A 14,920-nucleotide genomic window follows, 5' to 3' on the forward strand; every position below is an offset into this window, starting at 1 on the left:
TGCTCCTTACGGGTTGTAGCCTGCCGCCAAGGGCGGTCAGGCAAGGAGTGAATGACACTGTTTGCCTTGCCAAGCAACGGGCGCAAACACACCCGCCTAGCGGCAAGGGGCGCCATTCTAGAGAAGCCCCATTAGCCACGCAAGGAAATTGGTGATTATTTGAACAACGCGCCCAGGGCGGACGCGCTATGCAGAGGTCTTGGCCTGACGCTGCCGTACCGCTTCGAACAAGCACACACCAGTGGCTACCGAGACGTTCAAGCTGCTGACACTGCCCGACATCGGCAGCTTGACCAGATAGTCGCAAAGATCGCGCGTCAGCCGACGCATGCCTTTACCCTCTGCGCCCATGATCAACACGGTTGGACCGGTCAGGTCCTGCGCGTAGATGTCCTGCTCGGCCTCGCCCGCGGTACCAACCACCCAGAGTCCGCGCTGGCGCAACTTCTCCAGACTGCGCGCGAGATTGGTCACCGCCACCAGCGGAATTACCTCGGCAGCGCCACACGCGACCTTGCGCACAGTGGCATTGAGCGTCGCCGATTTGTCCTTCGGCACGATCACCGCCAGCGCGCCGGCGGCATCGGCCGTGCGTAGGCAAGCGCCGAGGTTATGCGGATCGGTCACGCCGTCCAGCACCAGCAGCAACGGCGCCCCTTCACTGCGATCGAGTAGCTCCTCGAGCATCGCCTCGCCCCAGACCTGGCTGGGGCTGACCTCCGCCACTACGCCCTGGTGCACGCCCTCGACCCAGACATCCATCTCCCGCCGCTCAGCCTGACCGACCGCCACACGAGCCTGCGCCGCCAACTCGAGAAGAGTCTGCACGCGCGGATCACTGCGCCCTTCCGCCAGCCACACCTGTTTGACGCGTTTCGGATGGTGACGCAGCAAGGCTTCCACTGCGTGCACGCCGTAGATCTTTTCCAATTGACTCATGATTTAGCCTTGGCCCTACCGCTTCGAGCGGGCTTGGCCGGTCCTTTGCGATGCTTGCTGGGCTTATCGCCCTTCGCCTGGCCGCTCGGAGCCGCGCCGGCAGCGGACTTGCTCTTGCTGCGCCCGGCCGCTTTGGCTTCGGCCAACAGGGCCTGTTTCACTTCACGACTGCGCGTCACATCGGTATTGCCGGCAGCACTTTCACGCTTGCCCGCACTGCGTTTCTCGGTTCGCCCGGCGCGCTCTCGACTCGTCGTATCGCCCGCTTCGCGATTACGCGGACCGAGCTTGCCCGTTTCGCCAGGAGCCAGCTCGAAATCGATCTTGCGCTCGTCCAGATCGACGCGCATGACCCGCACTTCAACGCTATCGCCGAGACGGAAACTGCGCCCACTGCGCTCACCCGCCAGGCGGTGATGCACTGGATCGAAGTGGTAGTAATCACCCGGCAGCGCGGTGACATGCACGAGGCCTTCGACATAGATATCGGTCAGTTCGACGAAGATCCCGAAACCGGTTACCGCCGTGATTACCCCGGCAAAGGTTTCGCCGACCCGATCTTTCATGAACTCGCATTTCAGCCAATTGACCACATCACGTGTGGCCTCATCGGCGCGCCGCTCGGTCATCGAGCACTGTTCGCCCAACTGCTCCAATGCAGGCTCGTCGTACGGATAGATGCGCGCTTTGGGAATGCTTACCGCCCCCGCCCGCTGCACATGCGGAGTATCAACCTTGGAGCGGATCACGCTGCGAATCGCCCGATGCACGAGCAAATCGGGATAACGGCGGATCGGCGAGGTGAAGTGGGTATACGCCTCGTAATTCAGGCCGAAATGCCCCTGATTGTCGGCGCTGTACACCGCCTGACTCAGCGAGCGCAGCATCACGGTCTGGATCAGATGGAAGTCCGGGCGCTCGCGGATCGCTTCCAGCAGCCCCTGATAGTCTTTCGGTGATGGCGACCCCTTGGCCTTGCCGCGGTGCAGCGACAACCCCAACTCGGTCAGAAATGCCTTGAGCTTCTCCAGGCGCTCCGGCGGCGGCCCGTCGTGCACCCGATACAGCGCAGGAACTTCATGCTTCTTGAGAAACTCGGCAGTTGCCACGTTCGCGGCCAGCATGCACTCCTCAATCAGCTTGTGCGCATCGTTGCGCTGGGTCGGCAGGATTTCTGCAATCTTGCGCCCGGAGCCGAAAATGATGCGCGTCTCCTGCGTTTCGAAGTCGATCGCGCCGCGCTCGTGACGAGCAGCCAGGAGCACTTGGTAGAGCGCATACAGCTGCTTGAGATGCGGCAACACATCGCCGTAGTCCGCCCGCAACGCTTTGGCCGGCGCGCTTTTCGGTTGCTCGAGCAGGGTGCTGACCTTGTTGTAGGTCAGCCGCGCGTGGGAGTGGATCACCGCTTCGTAGAATTGATAGTCGAGCATCTTGCCGGTCTTGGAGATCGACATCTCGCAGACCATGGCCAATCGATCAACGTGCGGATTCAACGAGCACAGACCGTTCGACAGCTCTTCCGGCAGCATTGGCACTACGCGCTCGGGGAAATACACCGAGTTGCCGCGGCTCTTGGCTTCTTCGTCCAGCGCCGAACCGATCTTGACGTAGTGCGACACGTCGGCGATGGCCACGTAGAGCTTCCAGCCACCGGAAAACAGCCGCCAGTTACTGCCATTTTTTTCACAGAAAACCGCATCGTCAAAATCGCGCGCATCCTCGCCATCGATGGTGACGAAAGGCAAATGGCGCAGATCGACGCGCTTTTCCTTGTCCTTTTCTTCGACTTCCGGCTTGAGCTTGGCAGCCTCTTTGACGACAGCATCAGGCCAGGTGTGCGGAATATCGTATGTGCGCAGGGCAACATCGATCTCCATGCCTGGCGCCATGTAATTGCCGATCACTTCGACCACATCGCCCTGCGGCTGGAAACGCGGGGTCGGCCAATGGGTGATCTTCACCTCGACGAACTGACCTTGCCTGGCATTCAGATTACGGCCAGCGGTGATCAACACTTCCTGCTGAATTTTCGGATTGTCGGGCATGACGAAACCGATGCCGCTTTCCTCGAAATAGCGGCCCACGACTGTTTCGTGTGCCCGCGAGATCACTTCGACAATGGCGCCTTCGCGGCGACCGCGGCGGTCCAGCCCGGACACTCGCGCCAATGCGCGGTCACCATCGAAAACCAGGCGCATCTGGGCGGGACTGAGGAACAAGTCGTCGCTCCGGTCATCCGGAACCAGAAAACCAAACCCATCGCGATGGCCGCTGACACGACCGAGGATCAGATCCAGCTTGTCCACCGGCGCGTAGGTGCCACGACGGGTATAGATCAACTGACCGTCGCGCTCCATTGCGCGCAAACGGCGGCGAAGAGCTTCCAGTTGCTCTTCGGTGATCAAACCAAATTCTTCCACCAACTGCTCGCGACTGGCTGGCGCGCCGCGCTCGTCGAGGTGATGCAGGATCAGCTCGCGGCTGGGGATGGGATTTTCGTATTTTTCCGCTTCACGAGCGGCCTCGGGATCGAGGGATTGCCAATCGGCCATTAGAGAGACTTCACCTTTTTTCATGCTTTATATGATTGCCATGGCCTATTGAAGCGCGAAATTGGTCTGTTGGTCAGCCTGGCTGTGCGAATAAAAAATTTTTCACAACAGGGGTTTACAGCTAATTGGAGCCTCCGTATAGTGCGCCCCCACAACGACAGCAAACGTTGTTGTAGTTGAAAGTAGCTGAGCAATCAGCGAACTCAATGCCCAGGTGGTGAAATTGGTAGACACGCCAGCTTCAGGTGCTGGTGGCCTTACGGCCGTGGAAGTTCGAGTCTTCTCCTGGGCACCAATTCAAAAAACCGAGCCAAGTGCTCGGTTTTTTATTGCCTGCAATTTTTGCGGCGCACCAAGCAAACGCACCACCCAGAAACATCAAAGGGTCGCACATGGCGACCCTTTGTTTTTTACGGCATCACTCAAGCAAACGGATGGCGCAGCACGATGGTTTCGTTGCGATCCGGTCCGGTAGAGACGATATCGATCGGTGCACCAACCAATTCTTCTACCCGCTTGATGTAAGCACGCGCATTCGCCGGCAGCTCTTCCAGAGTCCGAGCACCCAAGGTCGACTCGCTCCAGCCTGGTACATCTTCATACACCGGCTGCAGGCCAATGTAACTGTCGGCATCGGTCGGCGCGTCGATCACTGCACCCTGCGCATCCTTGTAACCCACGCAAATGCGAATGGTCTCCAAGCCATCAAGCACGTCGAGCTTGGTCAGGCACAGGCCGGAAATGCTGTTGATTTCGATAGCCCGACGCAGGATTACGGCATCGAACCAGCCACAACGGCGCGCGCGCCCGGTGGTCGAACCGAACTCGTGGCCGCGCTTGGCGAGAAACGCGCCAGTCTCATCGAACAGTTCAGTCGGGAAAGGACCGGAGCCGACCCGCGTGGTGTACGCCTTGGTGATCCCAAGCACATAGTCGAGGTACAGCGGACCAAAGCCGGAACCGGTCGCCGTACCGCCGGCAGTGGTGTTTGAGCTGGTCACGAACGGGTAAGTACCGTGATCGATATCCAGCAACGCACCTTGAGCGCCCTCGAACATGATGTCCTTACCGGCGCGACGCAGTTCGTGCAGCTCGGCTGCGACATCGACCATCATCGGTCGCAGCTGCTCGGCGTAGACCATGCACTCGTCCAGCGTCGACTGGAAATCGATCGCCGGCTCTTTATAATAATTGACCAACACGAAGTTGTGATAATCGAGCAGCTCGCCAAGCTTGGCGGCAAAACGCTCGCGATGGAACAAATCGCCAATACGCAGGCCACGACGCGCCACTTTGTCCTCGTAGGCAGGACCAATGCCACGACCAGTCGTGCCGATCTTGGCGTCGCCACGCGCCTTCTCGCGCGCCTGGTCCAAGGCCACGTGATAGGACAGGATCAACGGGCAAGACGGGCTGATACGCAGGCGTTCGCGCACTGGCACACCCTTCTCTTCCAGCTTGGTGATCTCGCGCATCAGTGCATCAGGGGCGACCACTACGCCATTGCCGATCAGGCACTGCACGTTGCTGCGCAGAATCCCCGAGGGGATCAGGTGTAGAACGGTTTTTTCGCCGTCGATCACCAGAGTATGACCGGCATTATGACCACCCTGATAACGCACCACCGCCGCCGCTTGCTCAGTCAGCAGGTCGACGATCTTGCCTTTGCCCTCATCACCCCATTGGGTGCCCAGGACCACGACATTCTTACCCATAACACATGTCCTCTTCGCGGAAGCTTGATGCCGGCCGCGGCCGGCGGGAATACTTAAAAATTCAGCGGCACGACCTGCCAGCATCCACCGATCAGAGATAGCTGGCGATCACAGCCAGCCTCGCGCGCAGCACTTAAATCCTGTCCGGGCAACGCCTGCACTACGCGTAAGTTTTCGCGCCGCAGTTGCTGCACCACCGACCACAAAGCCAGATCCTGGCCATTCGGCGCCCACACCCCCGCCAATGGCTGGTCGAGGGTCATCTGGCCAAGAGTTACCAAAGTCTTCAAGTCAGTGGAGAAACCGGTCGCCGGACGCGCTCGGCCGAAATCAGCACCGATATCATCATAGCGTCCGCCCTGAGCAATCGACTGGCCAACACTTGGCACAAACGCCGCGAACACCACGCCGGTGTGGTAGTGATAACCACGCAACTCGCCGAGATCGAAATACAACGGCAATTCGGGATAGCGCTGCGCCAGCGTGTCGGCGATGGCAATCAGATCGTTCAGTGCCGCATGCACTTCAGCGGGAGCCTCAGCCAAACGGGCTCGCGCCATATCCAGCACCTGCCGATCACCGCAGAGCTCAGCAAGGGCGCGCAGCATGCCGCCCAGCGCGGCCGGCAAAGGCTTGGTAAGTGCCGCCACCTCATCGACCGCCTTGCGCTGCAAGGCATCGAATAGCTGCTGCTCAGTCTCACCGGACAATCCGGCCGCACGCGCCAGACCGCGATAAATGCCGACGTGACCAAGATCGATGTGCACTTCCGGAACGCTCGCCAGCTCGAGCGTCTCAAGCAGCAGACTGATGACCTCCACGTCGCTGGTCGCGCTAGCATCGCCATACAACTCGGCACCCAGCTGAATCGGACTGCGTGAGGTGGTCAATGCACGTGGCTTGGCGTGCAGAACGCTGCCGGCATAGCAGAGCCGACTTGGCCCTTCACGGCGCAAGGTGTGGGCGTCGATACGCGCCACCTGCGGGGTGATGTCGGCACGAAAGCCCATCAAGCGGCCCGACTGCGGGTCGGTAACCTTGAAGGTGCGCAGATCCAGATCCTGGCCTGCGCCCGTGAGCAGAGATTCCAGATATTCGATATGTGGCGTGACGACGAACTCATAGCCCCAGCGCTGAAACAGATCCAGCACTCGACGACGCGCGACTTCGATGCGCGCAGCTTCTGGTGGCAGTACTTCCTCGATGCCATCTGGCAGCAGCCAGCGGTCTACCGTTGCCATTTCGCCATTCCCCTCTTGAGCCGGGCGGCAAGCCTTCAGTGAAGCAGATATAGGAGGGCGGTTCCCAGCAGCATGCTGGCCAACCCGATGAGGCGCAGATGACGATCAGACAGCTGCAACACCTGGGCGATCGTCTCGCGCCAGCGTCGTGGATAGAGAAAGGGCAGGATGCCTTCCAGCACCAACACCAGACAAACCGCGATGCCGAGTTCCTGCCACATGATTCCCACAGACGCAAAAAAGCCGGGTTTTTCCCGGCTGGCCTATGATAACACGTTTCCCTCTTCGGTCACCCGGCGGACGGCTAGCGGCCGCCGGGCTACGAATTACGGTTTGGATTTTTCCAAGTAACGGAAGAAATCGCTGCCGGGGTCCAACACCAGCACGTCGCGCTTGTCCGCGAAACTCTCGCGGTACGCGCGCAGGCTGCGATAGAAAGTGTAGAACTCTCCATCAGCGCCATACGCCTTGGCATAGATACCCGCCGCCTTGGCGTCGCCGTCACCGCGGGTTTCTTCCGCCTCGCGATAGGCTTCGGCAAGAATCACACGCTTCTGCCGATCGGCGTCCGCGCGAATCCCTTCAGCCAGCTCCTTGCCTTTGGCGCGGTGCTCACGCGCTTCACGCTCACGCTCGGAGCCCATGCGATCGAACACGCTACGGTTGACCTCTTTAGGCAGATCGATGGCTTTCACTCGAACATCCACCACCTCAATGCCCAATTCGCGCTGCGCCGCCTTATTCAGCGAAGCGGTGACCTGTCCCATCAACGCATCGCGCTCGCCGGAAACCGACTCGTGCAGGGTGCGCTTACCAAACTGGTCACGCAGCGACGCCTCCAGACGCCGGGACAGGCGCTCATCGGCGATCTGCTTGAGACCGGAAGTCGCAGTGTAGAAACGCTCGGCGTCCAGCACTCGCCACTTGGCGAACGCATCTACCATCAACGCCTTTTTCTCCAAGGTCAGAAAGCGCGAAGTGGAGGCGTCTAGCGTCATCAGGCGTGCGTCGAATTTGCGCACCTGATTCACGTAAGGCACTTTCACATGCAGACCCGGCTTGACGTCAGGCTCGACGATGCGGCCAAAGCGCAGCAGCACAGCGCGCTCGGTTTGCGACACGATGTAGAAGCTATTCCACGCGACGAGTGCGATCACCACGCCGACGATCAGGGCGATCAAAGATTTATTGCCCATCAGCGAGTCTCCCTCGAACGCAGATCACGCTGCTGCATCTCGGCACTAATCCGCGTGCCTAGATCACTCGCGCCAGAAGTTCCAGCAGCCACGCCCGGCGCGGCGCCACCGGCAGCACCACGGCTGTCGATCATCTTGTCCAGCGGGAGATACAGCAGGTTGTTTTGCCCTTTATCGCCGGTCACCAACACCTTGCTGGTGCTGGTCATCATTTCCTGCATGGTGTCCAGATACAGCCGCTCGCGAGTCACTTCCGGCGCCTTGCGGTACTCGGTTAACAGCTTGCTGAAACGATCAGCTTCACCGGTAGCCCGGGAAATGACCTCATCGCGATAACCGCTGGCATCTTCCAGCAGACGCTGGGCTTGGCCGCGCGCTTCAGGAACCACGCCATTGGCATAGCTTTCCGCTTGGTTTTTCTCACGCTGCTCGTCTTCCCGCGCCCGAATTACATCATCAAAGGCTTCCTGAACCTCGCGCGGCGCCGCCGCACTCTGCAGGTTGACCTGGGTGACGGTAATACCAGTGCGATAGGTATCCATAAAGCTCTGCAGACGATCCTTTACCTCGCTAGCCATCAATTCACGACCCTGGGTCAAAACCTGATCCATTGCCGTGGAGCCAACCACATGGCGTACCGCACTATCCGTCGCCTGCTGCAGACTCAACTCAGGCTGATCAACATTGAGGACGAAGTCCTGCAGGTTACTGATCTTGTACTGCACGGTCAGCGGCACTTCGATGATGTTTTCATCCTCGGTGAGCATCTGTCCTTGCTTGCTGTACGCCCGCTCGCGGGTGACATTTTCCTGATACTTCTTGTCGATCGGCGGGAAATAGAAGTTCAGGCCCGGACCCGCGGTCTTGTAGTACTTGCCGAAGCGCAGCACCACAGCCTGCTCCTGCTCGTTGACGACATAGATCGCGCTGTACAGCCAAATTGCGGCCAGCAAACCCAAGCCGATGACCAGGATGCCCAAGCCGCCACCCCCACCGGAGCGCTGCTCACTGCCACGTTTTTTACCACCGCCAAATAGCCCGTTCAGGCTCTCTTGCAGCTTGCGGAAGGCCTCATCCAAATCTGGCGGCCCCTTGCGGTCGCCGCCACGGCGGCCACCCCAAGGATCCTGATTATTCGAATTGCCACCCGGCTCATTCCAAGCCATAGCGCTCTCCATCTGAAAAAGCAAAGACGCACCTACGGCACGCCCGCCCATGCTACCGAATGCCCGTCATCCGCAGCAAAGCCACGGGGGCAGGCTTTATTGCAAAGTGTGTTGCTCAAGGAACTCGGATGGCTGCCAACCCTCGCGAGTAACCAATCGATTCAATTCGATACGCGGCAAGCGCACGGCCAGCAGACTGCCACCTTTTTCGTCATGCCCCTCGCTCTGCACTACGCCCAGGGCAAAAAATTGTGCCCGCAGCCTACCCATACTTTGTGGCAAGCATAGGGTACCGACGAACAGATCGTCGCCCAGCAACTCCGCTACCGCCTGGCGCAACAAATCCAGACCGTTACCATCGCGCGCCGATAACCAAACTCGCTGCGGCTTGCCATCGGCGTCACGCTGAATCTGCGGTTCAACGCCCCCTAACAGATCCAACTTGTTGTACACCTCGAGCATCGGCAATTCATTAGCGCCGATCTCAGTCAGCACCGCAATAACTTGCTCGATTTGCTGTTCACGCTCCGGTTCGTGAGCATCAATCACATGCAGCAGCAAATCGGCATTGCTGGACTCTTCTAGGGTGGCTCGAAATGCCTCGACCAATTTGTGCGGCAGATGGCGAATGAAGCCCACCGTATCGGCCAGCACCACCGGCCCCAGATCATCCAGCTGCAAACGCCGTAAAGTCGGGTCGAGGGTGGCGAACAGTTGATCAGCGGCATACACCTCTGACGACGTCAGCGCATTGAAGAGCGTGGACTTGCCCGCGTTGGTATAGCCAACCAGGGAAACGGACGGAATATCGGCACGCCGACGCCCGCGTCGCGCCTGCTCACGCTGGCTGCGCACCTTGTCCAGACGCTGCTTGATCTGCCGGATGCGCACCCGCAACAAACGGCGGTCGGTTTCCAGCTGCGTTTCACCCGGACCACGTAGGCCAATCCCGCCTTTCTGGCGCTCAAGGTGGGTCCAGCCGCGCACCAGCCGAGTACTCATGTGCTCCAACTGGGCGAGCTCGACTTGCAGCTTGCCTTCGTGAGTACGCGCGCGCTGGGCGAAGATATCCAGAATCAATCCAGTGCGATCGAGCACGCGGCATTCAAAGACGCGCTCGAGATTGCGCTCCTGGCTTGGCGTGAGGATGTGATTGAAGATCACCAGATCGGCTTCTTCGGCTTTGACCAGATCGCGCAACTCATCGACCTTGCCGGTACCGATCAAAAACTTGGCGCTAGGTCGATGACGTGCCACGTTGACCAACGCCACCGTATCCGCACCCGCCGACAGCGCCAGCTCCTGAAACTCTTGGGGATCTTCGCGCGCCTCGGGGTCCTGGCCTTCCAGGTGCACCAGAATGGCCCGCTCTCCCCCTTCGTGACGCTCAAAGAACAAGGCAAACTCCTATTAGGCGTTACCCGGCTCGACGAACGCTTGCTCACCTTCAGTCGCGCTAGGCAGTCGCACCGGGCGGCTTGGCACCACGGTGGAGATTGCATGCTTGTAAACCATTTGGCTGACAGTGTTTTTCAGCAAAATGACGAACTGGTCGAAAGACTCAATCTGTCCTTGCAGCTTGATGCCGTTGACCAGATAGATCGAAACCGGTACGCGTTCCTTACGCAGGGTATTAAGGTAAGGGTCTTGTAGCGAATGCCCTTTTGACATATGCCGCACTCCTTTGAGGGTCAATTTTAGTAATCAGTGATGAATGGCTTATTCCGCCTTACCCCCAAGGATAGACGGCAATTAGTGAGGCCTCAGTCCAATATGGAGACCGAGCTCAGGTATTTCAAGGCCCGGGGCAGATTGTCGTGAGCCAAGCTGTCGAGCCAGTATAAGTCAGTCCAACTGCGCAACCAGGTGAACTGTCGCTTGGCTAATTGCCGGGTGGCGATTATGCCGCGCTCGATCATTTCGGCCTTGCTGAGGCTGCCTTCGAGGTACTCCCAGACCTGGCGATAGCCCACCGCACGTATAGAGGGTAGGCCGGCGTACAGGTCGCCGCGCTTGCGCAGGAGTTCGACCTCTTCGATAAAGCCCTGTTCCACCATGTGGTGAAATCTTTCTGCGATACGTCCATGCAGCACCTGGCGCTGGGCCGGCGCTATGGCAATTTGCGCGACAGTATAGGGTAATTGTCCCATGCCGCCCCCTGTACCAAGGTCGTGTGCCGCTTGTCGCTGACGGTGCTCGCTCATCGTCAGCCCACTCACCCGGAACACCTCCAGCGCCCGAGTCAGACGCTGCGGATCGTTGGGATGAATGCGCGCCGCCGACTGCGGATCAACTGCAGCCAGCTCTTGGTGCAAGACTTGCCAGCCTTCGGCTGCCGCCCGCGCCTCCAGTGCAGCGCGTACTTGCGGGTCAGCCGCCGGCATATCCGCCAAACCCTCCAGCAATGCCTTGTAATAAAGCATGGTGCCGCCGACCAACAGCGGAATGCGCCCGCGGGCGGTGATGTCCGCCATTGCCGCCAAAGCATCAGCGCGGAACTCGGCCGCCGAATAGCTTTGCGCCGGATCGCGGATATCGATCAGTCGATGGGGAAACTCAGCAAGTACCGCCGCACTGGGCTTGGCCGTGCCGATATCCATGCCGCGATAGATCAGCGCCGAATCGACACTGATCAGCTCGCAAGGCAGCGCGCGAGCCAGCTCCAGGGCGAGATCGGTTTTACCGGCGGCGGTAGGGCCCATCAGGAAGATCGCCGGCGGTAGGCGACGGGACATAAACAGACTCTTCGAAGGTAGTCAGATCAGGCGAGCGGCGCTCGGGCTGGTGCTATGCAGCATTGCCGAGCAGCGCCAGTTTGCAAGCCGCAGTTAGCGACCGCGCAGGAAGAGCTTGTCCAGGTCATCCATGCCCAGTTGCGTCCAGGTCGGTCGGCCATGGTTGCACTGGCCGCTGCGCTCGGTGTTCTCCATGTCGCGCAGCAGGCCGTTCATTTCCGGCAGGGTCAGGCGCCGGTTGGCGCGCACCGCACCGTGGCAGGCCATGGTGGCCAGCAGCTCGTTGAGATGCGCCTGGATGCGGTCACTGGTGCCATATTCCATCAGGTCCGCCAGCACATCCTGCACCAGACGATTGGCCTCGGCCTGCTTGAGCAACGCGGGAATCTGGCGGATCGCCAGGCTTTCCGGACCCAGGCGTTGCAGCTCAAAGCCGAGTCGGCGAAACCATTCGGTGTGTTCTTCGGCGCAATCGGCTTCGCGCTGGCTGACGGCCAGCGATTCCGGCACCAGCAACGGCTGGCCGCTCAGGCCTTCGCTGGCCATCGCAACTTTGAGTCGCTCATAAGTAATGCGCTCATGAGCGGCGTGCATGTCGACCAGCACCAGGCCCTGCAGATTTTCGGCGAGGATGTACACGCCTTTCAGCTGCGCCAGGGCGTAGCCGAGCGGTGGAATGTCGCCTTGCTGCTCTGGCAATGCAGCCGCCGCGACGTTGAGCGGCGCGAAGTATTCACGATAAGCGCCTTGCGCTTCGGCGGCCGGTAGCGCACTCCCACTTCGCGACTGATAGCCACCCACTGGCGGACGCCAGGATGGCTCGGCGCTGGAGCGCTCAAGCACGTTGGCAGCCAGACCGATTTCGCCCTGCGGACCGAACTCGCCAGCCGCTGGCCCGCTCGGTCGGACAATGCTCAGCACCGCAGCTGGTGCGGCCAACTGGTCCTCCGGACGCACCTCGCCAAGGGCGCGATGCAAGGTGCCATAGAGGAAATCGTGGACCATCCGCCCATCACGAAAGCGCACTTCATGCTTGGTCGGATGGACGTTGACATCGACCACCGCCGGATCGATCTCGAGAAACAGCACGAACGTCGGATGCCGGCCGTTGAACAGCACATCACGATAGGCCTGGCGCACCGCGTGGGCGACCAACTTATCGCGCACCATGCGGCCGTTGACATAGAAGTACTGCAAGTCGGCCTGACTGCGCGAGAAGGTCGGCAGACCGACCCAACCCCACAGACGCAAGCCGCTGCGCTCGATCTCGATGGGCAGCGCCTGCTCGAGAAACACCGCCCCGCAGACTGCCGCCACGCGCCGCGCGCGACTGGCCTCATCGCCCGCCTCATGCAGGTTGAGCACGCTCTTGCCGTTGTGGCGCAGCTGGAAGGCGACATCGAAACGGGCCAGCGCCAGGCGTTTGATGACTTCCTGCAGATGATCAAACTCGGTCTTCTCGGCACGCAGAAATTTGCGCCGCGCCGGGGTGTTGAAGAACAGATCGCGGACTTCCACCGAGGTGCCGACCGGATGCGCGGCCGGCTGCACGCGCGGCTGCATATCGCGGCCTTCGGTTTCCACTTGCCAGGCCTGCTCGGCATCGGCGGTGCGTGAGGTCAGGGTCAGACGCGCCACCGAAGAGATCGACGCCAATGCCTCGCCGCGAAAGCCCATGCTCAGCACGCGCTCGAGGTCTTCCAGTTCCCGGATCTTGCTGGTCGCATGACGGGCCAACGCGAGCGGCAGATCGTCGCTGGAGATCCCGCAGCCATCGTCGCGTACGCGCAGCAACTTGGTACCACCCAGCTCGACATCCACCTCAATGCGTCGTGCACCGGAGTCCAAACTGTTTTCCAGCAGCTCCTTGGCCACCGAAGCCGGACGTTCGACGACTTCGCCCGCGGCGATCTGGTTGGCCAGCCGCGGACTCAGCAGCTGGATGCGCGCCATCTCACTCATGGCTGGGCGGCCAGGGTAGTCGCCGGAATCTGCAGCAGCTGGCCGACTTTGACGCTGTCGCTGGCCAGCTTGTTGGTGTTGCGCAGCGCGGTGAGGCTGACCTCATAGCGCTGCGCGATCAGCGCCAGGCTTTCGCCCGAGCTGACTAGATGTTCACGCGGTCCTGCGGGGATTTTTCCCTGATCACGCAGCCAGGCGATGTACGTACCGGGCGGCGGGCTTTGTTGGAAGAACTGTTTGACACCCGTGGAAATCGCCCGCGCCAGTGCCTGCTGATGGCCGCTGCTGGTCAGTTTCTGCGATTCGGCATGGTTGGAGATGAACCCGGTTTCCACCAGGATCGAGGGGATATCCGGCGATTTCAGCACCATGAACCCGGCTTGCTCGACGCGGCGCTTGTGCAGCGGGGTGATGCGTCCGACGTTGCTCAGGACTTTCTGGCCGACGTTGAGACTCGCCGACATCGACGCGGTCATCGACAGATCGAGCAGCACGCCGGCGAGCATGCGGTCCTTGTTATCCAGGCTGACGCCGCCGTCACCGCCGATCAGGTCCGAGCGGTTTTCGTTGTCGGCCAGCCAGCGCGCGCTTTCCGAGGTGGCGCCGCGATCGGACAGGGCGAACACCGATGCACCGAAGGCGCTGCGACTCGGAGCGGCGTCGGCGTGGATCGAGACGAACAGGTCGGCGCCCTTCTTGCGGGCGATCTCGGTGCGCCTGCGCAGCGGAATGAAATAGTCGCCGGTGCGGGTCAATTCGGCACGGAAACCCTTCTCCCGGTTGATCTGCTGCTGCAACTCCTTGGCGATCGCCAGGGTCACGCCCTTTTCATGCTGGCCGCGCGGCCCCTGCGCGCCTGGGTCTTCACCTCCATGCCCGGCATCGATGGCGATGACGATGTCGCGCTTGCCATTCGGCACCGGCACCAGCTTGGGCGCCGGCTGCGTCGGGGTAACCGGTACCGCGGGGTTTTCCGCGACATTGCTCGGCGGCAGACTCGGCGTGGTGTCGGCGCCCTGATCGAACAGGTCGATGACCAGCCGATCGCCATATTGCTGGTTGGGCGCCAGGCTGAAACTTTTCGGCGAGACCGGCGCCGACAGGTCGATGACCACGCGCAAATCGTTGGGCGTGCGCTGCGCCGAGCGCACGCTGGTGATCGGCGTGTTGGCGAACGACAGTTGCTCGAGCTTGGTGGCCAGTTGCGCATTCACGTCGATGACGATGCGATTCGGCGCGACGAGGGTGAAGAGACTGTGCTGCACCGGCCCGGACAGGTCGAACACCAGGCGGGTGTTGTCCGGGGCGCGCCAGAGACGCACGCTTTTTACCTGCGAAGCGGCAAGCGCTTGCGCAGCCAAGGCCACCAGCAACAGACCCACCCCAATCGCTCGCGCGCGCATGCGCATAT

At 60.7% G+C, this 14,920-nt stretch carries 12 protein-coding genes and 1 tRNA gene; 1 reads left to right on the forward strand and 12 read right to left on the reverse strand.

Translation table 11 applies throughout. From position 1 onward, the window contains the following. Positions 1-186: 186 nt before the first annotated feature. Together rlmB and rnr are read right to left on the reverse strand one after the other, a co-directional pair. Positions 187-939 carry a 23S rRNA (guanosine(2251)-2'-O)-methyltransferase RlmB gene (gene rlmB, locus NVV93_RS18550; RefSeq protein WP_258252135.1) on the reverse strand — a complete coding sequence of 251 codons (753 nt, stop codon included), beginning with the start codon at positions 937-939 and terminating at the stop codon, positions 187-189. After that, a complete protein-coding gene (rnr, locus tag NVV93_RS18555; RefSeq protein ID WP_258252136.1) occupies positions 936-3,494 on the reverse strand; it encodes a ribonuclease R in 2,559 nt (852 codons plus the stop codon). The genes rlmB and rnr overlap by 4 nt, the downstream gene beginning before the upstream one ends. A gap of 208 nt (positions 3,495-3,702) precedes the next feature. Between rnr and NVV93_RS18560 the strand changes: the two genes are divergently transcribed. Next, a tRNA-Leu gene (locus tag NVV93_RS18560) sits at positions 3,703-3,789 on the forward strand. A gap of 127 nt (positions 3,790-3,916) precedes the next feature. Here the strand turns inward: NVV93_RS18560 and NVV93_RS18565 are convergent. The 10 genes from NVV93_RS18565 to NVV93_RS18610 form a co-directional block, all read right to left on the reverse strand. Then, complete coding sequence (locus tag NVV93_RS18565; protein ID WP_258252137.1) at positions 3,917-5,209, reverse strand: adenylosuccinate synthase; 1,293 nt, start codon at positions 5,207-5,209, stop codon at positions 3,917-3,919. A 53-nt stretch (positions 5,210-5,262) separates the two neighbouring features. Beyond that, positions 5,263-6,450, reverse strand: coding sequence for an ATP phosphoribosyltransferase regulatory subunit (locus NVV93_RS18570; protein WP_258252138.1), 1,188 nt, complete (start codon positions 6,448-6,450; stop codon positions 5,263-5,265). Between the two features lie 35 nt (positions 6,451-6,485). Next, positions 6,486-6,671 (reverse strand): DUF2065 domain-containing protein, encoded by a 186-nt coding sequence (locus NVV93_RS18575; protein WP_258252139.1) that lies wholly within the window; start codon positions 6,669-6,671, stop codon positions 6,486-6,488. Between the two features lie 105 nt (positions 6,672-6,776). After that, on the reverse strand, positions 6,777-7,646 hold the full coding sequence (hflC, locus tag NVV93_RS18580; RefSeq protein WP_258252140.1) for a protease modulator HflC: 870 nt from the start codon (positions 7,644-7,646) through the stop codon (positions 6,777-6,779). Further along, a complete protein-coding gene (hflK, locus tag NVV93_RS18585; protein WP_258252141.1) occupies positions 7,646-8,812 on the reverse strand; it encodes an FtsH protease activity modulator HflK in 1,167 nt (388 codons plus the stop codon). Before hflK ends, hflC begins: the two co-directional genes overlap by 1 nt. Before the next feature lie 96 nt (positions 8,813-8,908). Then, positions 8,909-10,210, reverse strand: coding sequence for a ribosome rescue GTPase HflX (hflX, locus tag NVV93_RS18590; protein WP_258252142.1), 1,302 nt, complete (start codon positions 10,208-10,210; stop codon positions 8,909-8,911). 12 nt (positions 10,211-10,222) lie between these two features. Continuing rightward, positions 10,223-10,483 (reverse strand): RNA chaperone Hfq, encoded by a 261-nt coding sequence (gene hfq / locus NVV93_RS18595; RefSeq protein ID WP_258252143.1) that lies wholly within the window; start codon positions 10,481-10,483, stop codon positions 10,223-10,225. A 92-nt stretch (positions 10,484-10,575) separates the two neighbouring features. Then, positions 10,576-11,547: a tRNA (adenosine(37)-N6)-dimethylallyltransferase MiaA gene (gene miaA / locus NVV93_RS18600; protein ID WP_258252144.1), complete on the reverse strand. Its 972-nt coding sequence runs from the start codon at positions 11,545-11,547 to the stop codon at positions 10,576-10,578. 93 nt (positions 11,548-11,640) lie between these two features. Next, positions 11,641-13,509, reverse strand: coding sequence for a DNA mismatch repair endonuclease MutL (gene mutL / locus NVV93_RS18605; protein WP_258252145.1), 1,869 nt, complete (start codon positions 13,507-13,509; stop codon positions 11,641-11,643). Beyond that, positions 13,506-14,918 (reverse strand): N-acetylmuramoyl-L-alanine amidase, encoded by a 1,413-nt coding sequence (locus tag NVV93_RS18610; protein ID WP_375162939.1) that lies wholly within the window; start codon positions 14,916-14,918, stop codon positions 13,506-13,508. The genes mutL and NVV93_RS18610 overlap by 4 nt, the downstream gene beginning before the upstream one ends. Positions 14,919-14,920 lie beyond the last annotated feature (2 nt).

This window comes from Pseudomonas sp. LS44, assembly GCF_024730785.1.
GTDB lineage: Bacteria > Pseudomonadota > Gammaproteobacteria > Pseudomonadales > Pseudomonadaceae > Aquipseudomonas.

What these genes read in the sequence shown, in the direction of transcription:
- NVV93_RS18575 (WP_258252139.1), bottom strand. Translation starts at nt 6,671, where the DNA reads ATGTGGCAGGAACTCGGCATCGCGGTTTGTCTGGTGTTGGTGCTGGAA.
- miaA (WP_258252144.1), bottom strand. Translation starts at nt 11,547, where the DNA reads ATGTCCCGTCGCCTACCGCCGGCGATCTTCCTGATGGGCCCTACCGCC.
- hfq (WP_258252143.1), bottom strand. Translation starts at nt 10,483, where the DNA reads ATGTCAAAAGGGCATTCGCTACAAGACCCTTACCTTAATACCCTGCGT.
- rnr (WP_258252136.1), bottom strand. Translation starts at nt 3,494, where the DNA reads ATGGCCGATTGGCAATCCCTCGATCCCGAGGCCGCTCGTGAAGCGGAA.
- rlmB (WP_258252135.1), bottom strand. Translation starts at nt 939, where the DNA reads ATGAGTCAATTGGAAAAGATCTACGGCGTGCACGCAGTGGAAGCCTTG.
- NVV93_RS18570 (WP_258252138.1), bottom strand. Translation starts at nt 6,450, where the DNA reads ATGGCAACGGTAGACCGCTGGCTGCTGCCAGATGGCATCGAGGAAGTA.
- mutL (WP_258252145.1), bottom strand. Translation starts at nt 13,509, where the DNA reads ATGAGTGAGATGGCGCGCATCCAGCTGCTGAGTCCGCGGCTGGCCAAC.
- NVV93_RS18610 (WP_375162939.1), bottom strand. Translation starts at nt 14,918, where the DNA reads ATGCGCATGCGCGCGCGAGCGATTGGGGTGGGTCTGTTGCTGGTGGCC.
- hflK (WP_258252141.1), bottom strand. Translation starts at nt 8,812, where the DNA reads ATGGCTTGGAATGAGCCGGGTGGCAATTCGAATAATCAGGATCCTTGG.
- NVV93_RS18565 (WP_258252137.1), bottom strand. Translation starts at nt 5,209, where the DNA reads ATGGGTAAGAATGTCGTGGTCCTGGGCACCCAATGGGGTGATGAGGGC.
- hflC (WP_258252140.1), bottom strand. Translation starts at nt 7,646, where the DNA reads ATGGGCAATAAATCTTTGATCGCCCTGATCGTCGGCGTGGTGATCGCA.